13 protein-coding genes are annotated in these 13108 nt (G+C 52.5%); 9 read left to right on the forward strand and 4 right to left on the reverse strand.

What is annotated here, in order from left to right; genetic code table 11:
* The first annotated feature begins 113 nt into the window (after positions 1 to 113).
* Positions 114 to 2474, forward strand: a complete 2361-nt coding sequence (locus MKJ04_RS20010; RefSeq protein WP_241643554.1) for a TonB-dependent receptor — start codon at positions 114 to 116, stop codon at positions 2472 to 2474.
* A gap of 206 nt (positions 2475 to 2680) precedes the next feature.
* A complete protein-coding gene (locus MKJ04_RS20015; protein WP_241643556.1) occupies positions 2681 to 2998 on the forward strand; it encodes a DUF6686 family protein in 318 nt (105 codons plus the stop codon).
* Between the two features lie 348 nt (positions 2999 to 3346).
* On the opposite strand, the gene MKJ04_RS20020 is transcribed toward MKJ04_RS20015, so the two are convergent.
* Positions 3347 to 3604 carry a hypothetical protein gene (locus tag MKJ04_RS20020; RefSeq protein WP_241643558.1) on the reverse strand — a complete coding sequence of 86 codons (258 nt, stop codon included), beginning with the start codon at positions 3602 to 3604 and terminating at the stop codon, positions 3347 to 3349.
* Between the two features lie 254 nt (positions 3605 to 3858).
* Complete coding sequence (locus MKJ04_RS20025) at positions 3859 to 4545, reverse strand: helix-turn-helix domain-containing protein (RefSeq protein WP_241643560.1); 687 nt, start codon at positions 4543 to 4545, stop codon at positions 3859 to 3861.
* A 375-nt stretch (positions 4546 to 4920) separates the two neighbouring features.
* Here MKJ04_RS20025 and MKJ04_RS20030 point away from each other — a divergent pair, with 375 nt between their 5' ends.
* The 5 genes from MKJ04_RS20030 to MKJ04_RS20050 all read left to right on the forward strand — a co-directional run bounded on the left by MKJ04_RS20030 (position 4921) and on the right by MKJ04_RS20050 (position 8563).
* Entirely contained in the window at positions 4921 to 5367 is a 447-nt protein-coding gene (locus tag MKJ04_RS20030) for a DapH/DapD/GlmU-related protein (protein ID WP_317246735.1), read from the forward strand.
* 47 nt (positions 5368 to 5414) lie between these two features.
* A complete protein-coding gene (locus MKJ04_RS20035) occupies positions 5415 to 6539 on the forward strand; it encodes an alpha/beta hydrolase (protein WP_241643564.1) in 1125 nt (374 codons plus the stop codon).
* A 22-nt stretch (positions 6540 to 6561) separates the two neighbouring features.
* Positions 6562 to 7062: a cupin domain-containing protein gene (locus tag MKJ04_RS20040; protein ID WP_241643566.1), complete on the forward strand. Its 501-nt coding sequence runs from the start codon at positions 6562 to 6564 to the stop codon at positions 7060 to 7062.
* A 1-nt stretch (position 7063) separates the two neighbouring features.
* Positions 7064 to 7540, forward strand: a complete 477-nt coding sequence (locus tag MKJ04_RS20045) for a cyclophilin-like fold protein (RefSeq protein WP_241643568.1) — start codon at positions 7064 to 7066, stop codon at positions 7538 to 7540.
* A gap of 330 nt (positions 7541 to 7870) precedes the next feature.
* Positions 7871 to 8563, forward strand: coding sequence for an IS1 family transposase (locus MKJ04_RS20050; RefSeq protein WP_241643570.1), 693 nt, complete (start codon positions 7871 to 7873; stop codon positions 8561 to 8563).
* Between the two features lie 200 nt (positions 8564 to 8763).
* On the opposite strand, the gene MKJ04_RS20055 is transcribed toward MKJ04_RS20050, so the two are convergent.
* Positions 8764 to 10080, reverse strand: a complete 1317-nt coding sequence (locus MKJ04_RS20055; RefSeq protein ID WP_241643572.1) for an ATP-binding protein — start codon at positions 10078 to 10080, stop codon at positions 8764 to 8766.
* A 172-nt stretch (positions 10081 to 10252) separates the two neighbouring features.
* On the opposite strand from MKJ04_RS20055, the gene MKJ04_RS20060 reads away from it, so the two are divergent.
* Entirely contained in the window at positions 10253 to 11116 is an 864-nt protein-coding gene (locus MKJ04_RS20060) for an RHS repeat-associated core domain-containing protein (protein ID WP_241643574.1), read from the forward strand.
* Positions 11117 to 11177: 61 nt separating this feature from the next.
* Positions 11178 to 11405 carry a DUF6980 family protein gene (locus MKJ04_RS20065; RefSeq protein WP_241643576.1) on the forward strand — a complete coding sequence of 76 codons (228 nt, stop codon included), beginning with the start codon at positions 11178 to 11180 and terminating at the stop codon, positions 11403 to 11405.
* A gap of 372 nt (positions 11406 to 11777) precedes the next feature.
* On the opposite strand, the gene MKJ04_RS20070 is transcribed toward MKJ04_RS20065, so the two are convergent.
* Positions 11778 to 13001 carry an IS256 family transposase gene (locus MKJ04_RS20070; RefSeq protein WP_241643578.1) on the reverse strand — a complete coding sequence of 408 codons (1224 nt, stop codon included), beginning with the start codon at positions 12999 to 13001 and terminating at the stop codon, positions 11778 to 11780.
* Positions 13002 to 13108 lie beyond the last annotated feature (107 nt).

Below are 13108 nucleotides of genomic sequence, written 5' to 3' on the forward strand. Positions count from 1 at the left end.
CAAAACAAGACAAAGGTTGTTTAGAATTAATCTAAATAAAGGTTTGGGTTTTTGCAATTCGTTCTTACTTTTGCCCATATCGATTATTTATAATTATTCTAAATAACAAAATTATGAAGAGAATTTTATCGCTACTGATCGCTTGCATCTGCCTTTCGGTCAGCGCCATTGCGCAGACGGGTAGCATCAGGGGAACAGTATTCGACACAAACAGGGAGCCTGTTCCATTCAGCAGCGTGTTTCTGCAAGGCACGAACACCGGTGCCACCACCGACGAAGAGGGGGCCTTTGTCCTGGAGGGGGTGAAGCCCGGCGAGCACCGCCTGGTGGTCTCGGCCGTGGGTTTCCAGCGGGAGTCAGTCACCGTGCGGGTAACAGAAGGAGAAGCATCCGGGGTGCGGGTGAGCCTGGAGCAGGCCCAGCAGGGGCTGAGCGAGGTGGTGGTCTCGGCCAGCCGCACGCCCGAGACCATCGACCAGGTTCCCTCCTCCATCACCGTGCTCTCCAGGAAGGCGATAGAGGAGGACATGCTGGTGAGCAGCAACCTGACCGACATCCTGAGCAACAGAGTGCCGGGCCTCGCGCCCAGCACGGGCACCAGCAGCAACTGGGGCCAGACCCTGCGGGGCAGGGCCATGCTGGTGATGATCGACGGGGTGCCGCAGTCCACGCCGCTTCGTAATGGCGCGGTGGACCTGCGCGCCCTGGACCCGGACGCCGTCGAGCGGATCGAGGTGATCAAGGGGGCCACCGCCATTTACGGCAACGGAGCCGCCGGAGGGCTCATCAACTACATCACCAGGACGCCGCGCCAGCAGAAGGCGCTCTCTTCCAGAACCACTGTCGGCACGGGCGGCTCCCTGGTGGAGGCAGACAACAGCATCGGGGCCAGGGTGAGCCAGATGTTCTATGGCAAGACCGGCAAGTTCGACTACGTGGTGAGCGGTGCCTATGAGCAGACGGGGGAGTGGAAGGACGCCGAGGGCGATGTGCTCCCGCCGGATTACGGCCTGGGGGAGACAGACTCCTACAACGGCTTTGTGAAGCTGGGCTACGATTTCACGCCTTTCAACCGCCTGCAGCTGACCTACAACTACTACAGCAGCGAGCAGAAGACGAACTACCTCCCCGAGTACGGCAATTACGAGACCAGGCAGAAGACAAGAGCCGTGCTGGGCGAGACGCAGGGCGTTCCGCAGGGCGTCAGGGGTAACCACAACCTGAGCCTGCGCCTCTCCGGCGAGCACGCCTTCCTGAACAGCCGCTACGAGGCGGATGCCTATTACCAAGCAGTGGACAACGTGTTCTTCTGGTCCCCCGTCTTCGAGAACGGCGGCCAGTCGATGATCTCCTCAGAGAAGAAAGGCGCCCGGATCCTGTTCAGCACGCCCTACAAAATAAGCGGCAGCCTGGACGGAGACGTCACCTACGGCTTGGACGTGCTCAACGACATCACCTCTCAGCCGCTGGTAGACGGCAGGACGTGGGTGCCGGAGATGGACATGCTCAACCTGGCCCCTTTCGTGCAGCTTAAAACCACAATCGCAGAGGACCTCATATTCAAGGGTGGCTTCAGAGTGGAGAAAGTGAGCATCTCCGTGGATGACTATACCACCCTGCGAACGGTGAACACGAAGACCGGGGAAATTGACAACCCGGGCTTTGCCGTGAAGGGCGGCGAACTCGGCTACAACGCCTACCTGTTCAACACCGGCCTGCGCTACAACAGGAGCGCGTACTTCACCCCCTACGCCAGCTTCTCGCAGGGTTTCTCTGTGGCCGACATCGGTGTGCTGCTGCGTTCGGCGAGGGTGGACGACATCGGCAAGATCAGCACCGAGGCCATCGTGATCAACAACTACGAGGCGGGCTTTGTGAGCAAGCTCGGCAAGCTGCGGCTGGAGGGAGTCGGTTTTGTGAGCACCTCCGAGTTGGGGGCGAGCGGCCTCTACAAGGACGGCGTGTTCGTGGTGATACGCACGCCGGAGCGGATCCACGGCTTCGAGGCGACGGCCGACGCGGCGGTGCTGGAGAACCTCTCCATAGGGGCGACTTTCTCCTATGTGGAGGGAAAGATAGATGCAAATGAAAACGGCAGTTTCAAGGATGAAGAGGACGTGTACCTGGGCGGTGAGCGGATATCCCCTCCCAAATACACGGCTTACCTGCGCTACGCGCTGCTGGAAAACAGGCTGTTGTTCAACCTGCAGTACACGGGTATTGGCGCAAGGGAAAGGTTCGAATTGAACGAGAAAGGCACCTACAGCTTCTACCAGGGGCCGGTGGAGCCTTACCGGCTGGTGAACCTGTCGGCCAGTTACAGGCTCACCAAGAGCACTTCCTTCAACGTGGGGGTGGAGAACCTGCTCAACGAGGACTACTTCCCCGCCCGCTCCCAGTGGTTCACGGGAACGAACCTGTACACGAAGGGCAAGGGGGCTGCCTTCAATGTCTCTATGGTTGTAGAGTTATAGTAAGTGTTCGTTAGTGAGAAAGCAGAGTCCTGTCATTGAAGGGCTCTGCTTACTTTACCAGAATATGGGCACTAAATGTACTTAGGCCGCGGTTTGTTGGCTCCCTCCTGAAGCTCTTTCCGGGCAAGCTGCGGAGACAGGCAAGCTGTAGTTTCTGACAATTAATTCATCTGACAGGACAGTAGCGTCCTCAACAAAAAAGCTTTATGTGCGATACCCGAACCCTGAGCAGTAGAAACAGTGTCTGTGTCAGCCACTGCGTGGGCTGTAAGTTCATTTACCTGTGGCATAATAACCTGATCATGAACTTTACCCCGGAGCAGTTCCATTCCTTCAGAAACCTTATCAGCGGCTATGACTTTGACGAGGGTGCCGTGCCTTTCCCGGACGGGGCGGAGCGCATCATGGTGCGCATGCCGAGCAAGGATATAAGTATGGCCTTTATGGAAGAGGAGTGGGAGCGCCTCAAGGAAGTAGTTGAGGAGGCGCTCTACATGCGGGAGGTGTATGAGCTGCTTGGATAGCTTAATTACCAAGCAGAAACAAGCTCTCAGGTGAGAGCTAAAACAAGGGTTGCACAACATGCTTCAGTGGATATGCTTCTGTATGCACTTATCTATCGCTTCTTGGCTTTCGCTGGCTGGGTACATCACTTTGAATTTCCGGAGTTGCTATCCCGGGTGTCAAAGTATCAGCCGCTACGATTAGCTGAAAAAGTGGCGGCACTGCTTTTGTCCCATATAGAAGAGCGATGAACAAAGGGCCGCCGCTTGCGCCTGCCTATCTCATTACTGTATCATGTCCATAAATTGGGAGTACCTCTAAAAGGCCCTGTTTATCGTAACGAAGCTTATGGGACGCTGTATTGCTACTCAGAAAATGCTTTGTGTCATTTCTAATAGATTGATAGAGGTTACATAGGGCTCAAGCGCCCTTCTGCTGTCCAGGCCCCGTACCAGACTTATAAAATCAGTCTGTGGGTTAGACCATACCCCAGCGAAGAAGCTTCCCATGTCATATATCTCAATATGATACCCCCTTCTGCCGCGGTGGGCCAGCAAAGCGCCGTGCGCCCAAACGATTTCCAATCTTCCGGCTAAGGAATGGCTGTTGAAGAGGGAGAGGTTCATGACACCTATACGTAAGATAGGAAAAGGGAAGCCAGTCTTACAGGCATACAGCTTTATCCCTGAATAGGGGCTGTGATGCTAATCTTTTGGCCCGATAACGGAAGTTATGTTCACCAGAATCTGTTAGTAGTTCCTTGCTGCCTGGCTGTTGCTAATCGTTGCTCTGACGTAGTTGACGTTCGTTGCCGGTATCAGAGGTGCGGTTGATGCCCTTGTCACTGCGTTTTCGCCTGCCTACCGCAAACGTATCTTATCTACCCCAATCTGCTTCGGTACTCGCTCGGTGTAGCGCCCAACAGCTTTTTCACATAGCGGGTAAAAAACGAGCGGCTGCTAAATTCCATCTCATGGGCAATCTCGGAGATGTTGAGGTTCTTGTTTTGCAGAAGGAGGAGGATACGCTCCCTGGCGAAGCGCTGGATCCATCCGGAAGCCGTGACACCGGATGAGTTCTTGCAAACCAGGTTGAGGTACTTGGGGGTGATGTTCAATTGATTGCTGTAAAACTGCACTTCGCGCTCCGTCATGCAGTGCTCCTGTGCCAACTGCATGAACCGCTCGTACAAGGTTCCGGTTTGCAGACTGTGTCTCCGTCTTTCGTACTCGTTGGCGAAGATGTGCCACATGTCGAGGATAAACAGTTGCATCTGCAAGCTCAGGGCTTCCTCGTAAAAGCGGTGATCGGTTTCCGAAAAGCGGTCATGCAGCCACTTGAAGTTCGAAAGGATTCTCTGCCTGTCATTCTTGCCATGCAACGTTTTGACCGGATAGACCCTGGAGTGCAGAAGGGCATTGATACTCCAGCTTTGGTCGGGCATGTTATTGTTCAAAAAATCTTTTTCCACCAGCAACACTGTTGCCTTGAAGCCTTTTGAAGGCTGCAAATCTGAAAGTCTGCTTCCGGCAAACCAGAACAGGAATTCCCCTCTCTTGCATTCCATCTGCAGGTCATTGAAGGTAAACCTGATGCTCCCGCGGTGACAAAATAAATGGGTATGATAAAGCTTTTCAAAATGACCGGGGAAGTCATTGATACTCAATGTTTCCAATAAAATAACTATCGGTTGTTCTTTACTTGACATCGGATTCCGTCTTTCTGCTAATATAAGTGATATTTGACACTATTGAAGAATAATGCGTAACAATTTGAAATCGGTTATTCTTTAACTTTGTAAATGTCAATATGATACAGTATGAAAGCATCCGACAAAGACATTTTCGAACGATTGAGAAAGAGGGAAACAATAAGCCCGAATGATCCGCAGAGTGGCAGAATGCTTGAAGCATCCTATGCTACGATGGAATTGGTTCAGAGAATGAACAATTCCAGCAACCCGGAGGAGATCAGAAGCATTCTGGGTCAGATCACGGAAAGTGAGATCGATGCGTCAACGGCCGTGTTTCCACCCCTGTACATCAACTACGGCAAGAACACCAAGATCGGGAAAAACGTGTTCATCAACTTTGGCTGCACTTTCCTGGACCTGGGCGGCATCACCATCGAGGATAATGTGCTGCTGGCGCCCGGTGTGAAATTGCTCTCAGAGAGCCATCCGCTTTCCCCCGAAGACAGGCAGTCGCTTGTACCGAAACCCATTCACGTCAAGCGAAACGCCTGGATTGGTGCAAACGCGACGATTCTTCAAGGGGTCACGGTCGGGGAAAACGCTGTCGTCGCGGCCGGTGCGGTTGTGTCAAAGGATGTGCCCGCCAATGCAGTTGTGAGCGGGATTCCCGCCAAATTTATCAAATCAATCGAGTAGTCACATTCCGTTCGGCCCCATGGTCGGACCGTCAAACTTAAAGAGACATGAAAAAAACAGCAGTATTAGTGGTTGCCTCCCTCATGATTTTGGGGCAGGCTTATGCCCAAGCAAAGCCAAGGGTAAAAACAGAAGAGACCAAGACAGTGAAAGAGAAAGCTACAACAGAGCATTATACATTTCCATTGAGCGACAAGGTGACCCGCCAGGAGGTAACGTTCAAAAACCGGTATGGAATCACGATCGCAGCCGATTTATACCTGCCTAAAAACATTGGCAGTGCGCCTTTGGCGGCCCTTGCCATTAGCGGCCCGTTTGGTGCGGTGAAAGAACAGTCTTCCGGGCTGTATGCCCAAGCTATGGCCGAGCGTGGTTTTGCCGCGCTCGCCTTTGACCCGTCTTATACCGGCGAGAGCGGAGGGGAACCCCGCCATGTGGCCTCTCCGGACATCAACACGGAGGATTTCAGCGCGGCCGTGGACTTTCTGGGGCTGCAGCCTTCGGTTGACCGGAACCGCATCGGCATCATCGGAATCTGTGGTTGGGCCGGCATGGCGCTGAACGCTGTCGCCGTGGACAAACGCGTCAAAGCCGTCGCCACCACCAGTATGTATGATATGTCGCGGGTGATGGCAAAGGGCTATAATGATGCAGTGACCCTTGAGCAGCGCACCAAAGCGCTGGAGCAAATGGGCCAGCAGCGTTGGGCCGATGCAGAGAAGGGCACACCCGCTCCATCCACCAATAACCTACCCGAAAAGCTGCAGGGCAACGAACCCCAGTTCGTGGTTGATTATTTCAATTATTACAAAACCCCGCGCGGTTTTCATCCCAATTCGATCAATTCAAACGGTGCCTGGACGGCGACCAGTCCGCTGTCGTTCATGAATATGCCGCTGCTGACCTACATAAAGGAAATCTCCCCCCGTCCGGTTTTGCTGATTGCCGGTGAAAAAGCACACTCCCGTTATTTCAGTGAAGATGCTTACAAGGCAGCAGCCGGGCAGAAGGAGCTAATGATTATTCCAAATGCCACTCACGTTGATTTATACGACAAGACAGATATAATTCCATTTGATAAACTAACATCATTCTTCAACGAACACCTGAAAACGGAGAAGGCAGCCCAGGCAGAGAGGGCAAAGGGAATTGGTGCTGCAAATGGAAAATAGGCAAACACTTAAAATGAACAGCATGAGACTATCAATGATGACAGGCATTGCTCTTTACAGCATGCTAACCACAGGCTGTAATGAGCAGACTACAGCGCAAACAGATAAGCAGACAACTGCAGGAGTAGAAGTGCAAAGCATCTTTCCAAAAGGTGAAAAAGGTTCTTCGGAGTATTTCACGGGCAACGCTTATGCAAACGCGCTGGTTCCTGCGGATTCCACCTATGCTACGCTGGTAGGCAACGTTTATTTCGAGCCTGGTGCCAGAAGCAACTGGCACAGGCATCCGGCCGGACAAATCCTGATCATCACAGATGGGGTGGGGTACCATCAGATAAAGGGGCAGGCGCGGCAAACCATGAGAAAGGGAGATGTTATTCAGTGTCCGCCCAATACGGTTCATTGGCATGGAGCCAGCCCGGATACAGGCCTGCAGCAGCTATACATCATACCCAATACAGAGAAAGGTATTGTGGAGTGGATGGAGCCCGTGACAGATATTCAATATCGAAACGCTGATTAAAATGAAACATTTGCTCATTCTTCTCATTTCCGTGGTATCACTAAACGTTCCGGGAGCTTGTAAGGAAGACAAAATTGTCAACACGGTAACTGGTGATATTCCCGATGATCCAGTGAAAAACACGACAGGAAATCAGATGAAAATCATTATTGGATCAAAGACATTTGAAGCAACACTTGTCGATAACGAGGCGGTAACAGCACTAAAAGGGATGCTGCCACTCACGTTGGATATGAGCGAGCTGAACGGCAATGAGAAATTATTCCGTTTACAGAAAAACCTGCCTGAAAAAGCCTCCAATCCAGGCACTATCCAGGCGGGTGATTTGATGCTCTGGGGTTCTAATACGCTGGTGCTCTTTTATGAGGCATTTCCTACTTCCTACAGCTACACCCGCATAGGGCGCATAAACGATCCTGCTGGTCTTGCCCAGGCAGTTGGTTCTGGGAGTGTAAAGGTGACTTTCGAAATAGAGTAGTGTCTTGTCCTACTATAGGTTGACAGTTTTTGATGCTAAACCCTTTTCCTAGAGTTTACACCATACACCTCATCCTGCCCCTCTTTTGCCGGTCTTGATGTGGGGGATAGGCAGCCGCCAGCCTACTTTACCTTTATCCTCTTGCTTTCATATGAATCGAGAATGTGTAAACTTATCTCAGGACGAGGTGCGCGCGCGGGTTTATGTCTCAAAATACCCCGGAATAACGAGATTAGATAGGCTACTTGATAAGCAACTTATGGGTTGTGCTTTAAAAAGTATGATGGATTGAGAAAGAGATAGCAGCGGAGTTGTTAGAAAAGGATGTGTGTGTTGGAAATCCAGATCTATTGTCCCCACTGCTACAGTTATAGCGTAGTCAAAAACGGTAAAAAGGTTACAGGCCAGCAGAACTTTAAGTGCAAGCAATGCGGTAAGCAGTTCCTGCACGAGTATCTGTACTGGGGAGCCGACCCGGCCAACAAGCGGCTGATGAGCCGCATGCTGGTGCGGGGCTCAGGCGTGAGTGACATTGCCCATGTCCTGGGTGTGAGCCAGGTTTGTGTGCTGCGGCACCTGCAGCGGCTGGCCGGGCAGGCAGGCGCGGCGGTCAGTAAGGGGCCTTATGACAGGCTGCAAATAGATGAGCTATGGAGCTATGTGGGCAACAAGAAGCGCAAGCGCTGGTTTGTGTACGCCTACTGCCCCGAGGGCAAGGAAATTGTGGCCATGGTTTGCGGCTCGAGGAGCGCTGCAACCGTCAGAAAGCTCTGCCGAAAGCTCGAGGGCCTGCAGGTCAACTGGTTCTGCACCGACAAATGGAGGGCGTTCGCCAAGGTGCTGCCTTACGAAAAGCACCTGATAGGCAAGAGGTTCACCAAGGCTATTGAAGGTGTGAACACGGCCCTTAGGCTCAGAAACAGAAGAATGAACCGGAAGACAACCTGCTTCTCAAAGCAGGAAGCAAATCATATGTACGCTATGAACATAACTATCAGCTATTTTAACCATCATACTTTTTAAAGCACTACCAACTTATGAAAGTAGCCGATTAAAAGAGCTGTGGGGACTGGTGAGCTCTCGAATTTGGAGGTCTTGTGATTGCTTTTGCCGGTGCTACGCCGGTTTCCCAACTGCACAGGTGCGGTTGGGAAACAATAGCCATTAGGCCCTAAAACCATTAGCTGGCCAATTAGTGGCCAATTCGGCCAATTAACGGCCAATTACCTGGCCATTTCATATTTAGAGCCACGGCCATGGCCCGTGTGGGTGAAGATGGCCAGGTCCACCAACTGCTGCAGCTCCTCGGTGGCCGTGGTCTTGCCAACGCCGTTGATGCGCTGGTACTGGGAGTTGTTAATGGTGCCGTGCTCCCTGGTATGGGCAACGGCTTTCAGCTGCCTGTCATTGAGGCCTGCCTTTGCCAGTTGCTCCTCGCTCAGTTGGTCCTTGTAGAGCGTGATCAGGAAGCCACCATCCTGCTCCCGCATCTCCGGCTCAGGAAGCCCGGCCTCCCTGCAGGCCTCCAGTATCTTGAGAGTACCCCTCCCCCAAGAATCGATGTAGCCCCCCTTGAAGCAGACATCCGCGATGACGGGGTTGCGGGGGCGGGAGGGGTGCTGCCTTTTCAGCGCCTCCAGCGAGAGGCCCTCCGGCAGAAACCCCTCGTTCCAGATGCTGATCTTGTCGTCATACACTCTGATCTGCACTGTGCTGCCCATGTAGTTTCGGTGCACCAGGGCGTTGAGCAGCATCTCCCGGATGGCGGCAACCGGGTACTCGTCCTTTTCGACGCGCTGCAGCCCCTCAAAGTCAATGGGCTTGGTCAGGAACTTCTGGTTCAGCTGGGCCGTCACCTCAGCGAGCAGCTGGATGAGGTTCCCCTCTGCCACCTCCTGAAACCTCAGGTCCGCGTCGTCTTTCCCGAAGCGCCCCATCTTCACGGCCATGTTCGGGTAGAACCGGCCCGGGTCCTTGCCGAACAGGATGATAGCCGCCCGCTTGAGCTGGCCATCTTTAGAGAGGCGCAGCTTCTCAAGCAGCTCCCCGAGGCTTAAGCCAGACACATCCGGCATGCGGCCCGCTTTCACAGCGTCACCCAGGAACTTGTTCACGCTGGCTGGATCTATGTCTTCGGGCGTGGCGGAGGGATCCATCACATCGTCCCAGGTCTTGCCGGACTTCCTAAGCAGGAACTCCGTCAGGGAGTGGCCCGTCAGCTCTGTGGTGGTGGTGCCGCTGCGGTAGTAGTACCTTCCGCGCAGGGAGACGGCGACCGAGTAAGGCGGTGTGACTATTTCAATGTAATGGCTTCCGTCCTCCTGGCGAAGGTTCACCTCCACCAGGATGCCCAGCTGGTTCTTTACCTTCTGCGGGATGCTGTCCATCAGGCTCTTGAAGTCCGGCAGGTGCATCACCTTGCCATTGTCATCCTTGCCGATGAAGATGGTGCCGCCCTGCGCGTTGGCAAAGCCGCAGATGCCTTTCAGGTAGTCGTCGTGCCAGCTCTGCTTGTACTCGATGTTGTGTTGTTCGGGCATCGGGAAAGGTGTAGTCTCATTCTTTACTTCCCAAAGATACAAAACATGCTGCTTGGGTTGGGCAGAAGTTAGCCGCTCTGTCTTCTAAAGCAGAATGGGTCTTGTTTATTCGATAGAGAAATAGCTATATTGATAGTACTGCACGTGCGCCAGACAGGGACATTTTTGCACTTTGGAGCACTACGACCCTTGGGGACTCAACTTAACCGGCATCGAGCGGCAGAATACGCCCGACCACCTCTTCCAGTACAACGGGAAAGAGAGGCAACAAGAGCTTGGCCTGAACTGGATGGACTACGGGGCCAGGATGTATGATGCCCAGATCGGCAGGTGGCACGTGGTGGATCCGCTGGGTGAATTGGGGAGAAGGCATTCACCTTACAACTACGCCCTTAATAATCCGATCCGTTTTATTGATCCAGATGGCATGTGGCCAAGCAGCTTTAATAAAGAGGAGCCTATGGACTTTCCTAAAGGTAGTTCGCCGCATGACCGAAGTAGGTTTGATGGTACTGATAAGTTTGATGACGGTAGTAGCAGTCAAAAATTTGATCTGAGGGAAGATGGGCCACGCTATATAGCAGGAAATGGAGATGATCCTAAAAAGAAAAAGGGGGCGCAGGCTGGCGCGCCACCTTCTTATACGCCACCTCCCAAGAATGGGCTTCCTGGATTCCCTGATGCAGAGAGAGTAAAACCTAAAGGTGGTCGTCCAAGATGGAAGCTGCCAAACGGAGATATTATAGAATGGGATGGGCAGCACCGAGAGTTAGAAAGATATAATAAAAGAGGTAAGCACATTGGGGTTTGGAATCCTGACGGAGAAATGATAAAGGATCCAGTAGATGATAGAAGTATAGAGCCTATTGTGAGCCCTGACCCTTGGTATAAACCTAGTGCTAAGACAATAGAAAAAACTTTAATATATGGAACTGTGGCAGTAGGAGTAGGGATTATAGTATTTGATATACTTACAGTACCTTCAGGAGAAGGTCTCATAGGTGTACAGATGATAGGAGCAGCTTTAGCTAAGTAGTTGTAAAATAATCAAATACACCTAATTGAAATATTAAAAGGCATATAAAAATCTCTAAATTATGTGTGATAAATTGAAAGAATTTGCTTCGGAAGACTTTGAAAACATCGATACGCCAATTCTCTACGTTAATAAATTTAACGAATATGGAATCAAAATTATGGATGGGGGAAATTCATCAATTAAAATTCAATATTGTCCTTGGTGTGGAGAACGACTACCTGAATCAAAAAGAGACCAATGGTTTGATGAACTTGAAAGCTTGGGAATAAACGATCCTTGGAGTTAGAATATTCCTAGTAAATATCAGACTGATGAATGGTATAAAGGGTAATTAAGTTTTCTTGAACCCTAGCCGGTGCGGGCTTGGAGACCGTATTCTCATTCCCGTATAATAGCAAAAGCCGTAATGCTATTGGGGTGTGGCGTGCCGCTCAAGCTTTCAAGCGTTACCAGGTTTCTACATATCATGGAGTCTTTCGATTTTACCCTGGCCGTCTCAAGCAGGCCACCCCCTCGCAGAATGGGCGGATTAGATTGAAAAGCTCCTCCTGAGGGAGTGTAAATTAAACTGTGTCACCTCCATATTTCAATTTACTGGCCCTTTTGCTGTTCTGGCGTGAGTCCTTACAGCAAAAGGGCCAAACTTTTGAAGCGCGTCTCACTTCAAGTCCAGCTGCATGCGCTCCCCGAACCAGATGGCCAGTTGCTGGGCCGTCTGGCTCCAGTTGGCAAGCGGCATGACCCACTTTCGGCTGATGTTCTGGTGGGCCAGGTAAATGAGCTTCAGCAGGGCCATGTCCGAGGGGAAAGCCCCCTTTGTCTTGGTCACCTTACGGACCTGACGGTGAAAGCCCTCGATGGTGTTGGTGGTATAGATCAACCTTCGTATCGGCTCAGTATACTTAAAGTACGTGCTCAGCTTGTCCCAGTTCCGTTGCCAGCTCTCGATGACCTTCGGGTACTTTCTGCCCCACTTCTCTTCCAGCTCCAACAACCTTAGCTCGGCCAGTTCCTTTGTCTCTGCCCGGTACACGGGCTTTAGATCCCGGACGAACTCCTTCTGGTCTTTGGAGGCCACGTACTTGAGGCTGTTACGAATCTGGTGGACAATGCAGCTCTGCACCTCGGCTTGGGGAAAGACTGTGGCAATGGCCTCAGCAAAGCCCTTCAGGTTATCGATGCAGGCAATGAGCATGTCCCGAACGCCCCGTTGCTGCAAGTCTGTCAAGACTGAGAGCCAGAAGGCAGCCCCCTCGCTCTCGGAGACGTACACGCCCAAGAGCTCCTTGTGGCCGTGGCGGTCGATGCCCAGGATGTTATAGACGGCCCGGCTGACCACGCCCCCCTCCTGGCGCACCTTGTAGTGCATGGCGTCCAGCCAGACGATGCAGTAGAGCGCGTCCAGCGGCCGTGCCTGCCACTCCTTCACCTGGGGCACGATCTTCTCTGTTAGGGCCGAGAGCGTGTCGTGCGAGATGTCCATGTCGTACATCTCCTTGAGGTGCGAGGAGATGTCCCGCAGGCTCATGCCCAGCCCGTACATGCTCAAAATGCGGGGCTCCAGGTTCTCGGCCAGCACCGTCTCCCGCTTTCGGATGATCTGCGGCTCGAAGCCAGCGGAGCGGTCGCGGGATGACTCCACCTCGATCACGCCGTCTGAGGTACGCACCTGTTTGATGACTTTGCCGTTGCGGCGGTTGCCTTTGGCCCGCTGCTCAGCGTCCAGATGGACTTCCATCTCCGCGTCCAGGGCGGCCTCCAGGAAGTGTTTCAGCAGGGGCCCCAGGGCGCCGTCTTTGCCGAAGGTGGGTTTGCCGCTCCGGAACTCTTCCAGGAACCGGCGCTTGATCTTCTCCAGATCCAGTTGGGTTTTGTTTTCCATTTTAGCTGCGTTAAAGGTAGTACTCGAATCCCTTTGACACAGTTTATCTTACAGCCTCCCTCCTGATAAAACAGGCACTTCATTCAAATGGTGATTCCGGCTTCGAC

Source organism: Pontibacter sp. E15-1 (assembly GCF_022601975.1).
Lineage (GTDB): Bacteria > Bacteroidota > Bacteroidia > Cytophagales > Hymenobacteraceae > Pontibacter.

What these genes read in the sequence shown, in the direction of transcription:
- MKJ04_RS20010 (WP_241643554.1), top strand. Translation starts at nt 114, where the DNA reads ATGAAGAGAATTTTATCGCTACTGATCGCTTGCATCTGCCTTTCGGTC.
- MKJ04_RS20015 (WP_241643556.1), top strand. Translation starts at nt 2,681, where the DNA reads ATGTGCGATACCCGAACCCTGAGCAGTAGAAACAGTGTCTGTGTCAGC.
- MKJ04_RS20020 (WP_241643558.1), bottom strand. Translation starts at nt 3,604, where the DNA reads ATGAACCTCTCCCTCTTCAACAGCCATTCCTTAGCCGGAAGATTGGAA.
- MKJ04_RS20025 (WP_241643560.1), bottom strand. Translation starts at nt 4,545, where the DNA reads ATGGAATGCAAGAGAGGGGAATTCCTGTTCTGGTTTGCCGGAAGCAGA.
- MKJ04_RS20030 (WP_317246735.1), top strand. Translation starts at nt 4,921, where the DNA reads ATGAACAATTCCAGCAACCCGGAGGAGATCAGAAGCATTCTGGGTCAG.
- MKJ04_RS20035 (WP_241643564.1), top strand. Translation starts at nt 5,415, where the DNA reads ATGAAAAAAACAGCAGTATTAGTGGTTGCCTCCCTCATGATTTTGGGG.
- MKJ04_RS20040 (WP_241643566.1), top strand. Translation starts at nt 6,562, where the DNA reads ATGAGACTATCAATGATGACAGGCATTGCTCTTTACAGCATGCTAACC.
- MKJ04_RS20045 (WP_241643568.1), top strand. Translation starts at nt 7,064, where the DNA reads ATGAAACATTTGCTCATTCTTCTCATTTCCGTGGTATCACTAAACGTT.
- MKJ04_RS20055 (WP_241643572.1), bottom strand. Translation starts at nt 10,080, where the DNA reads ATGCCCGAACAACACAACATCGAGTACAAGCAGAGCTGGCACGACGAC.
- MKJ04_RS20065 (WP_241643576.1), top strand. Translation starts at nt 11,178, where the DNA reads ATGTGTGATAAATTGAAAGAATTTGCTTCGGAAGACTTTGAAAACATC.
- MKJ04_RS20070 (WP_241643578.1), bottom strand. Translation starts at nt 13,001, where the DNA reads ATGGAAAACAAAACCCAACTGGATCTGGAGAAGATCAAGCGCCGGTTC.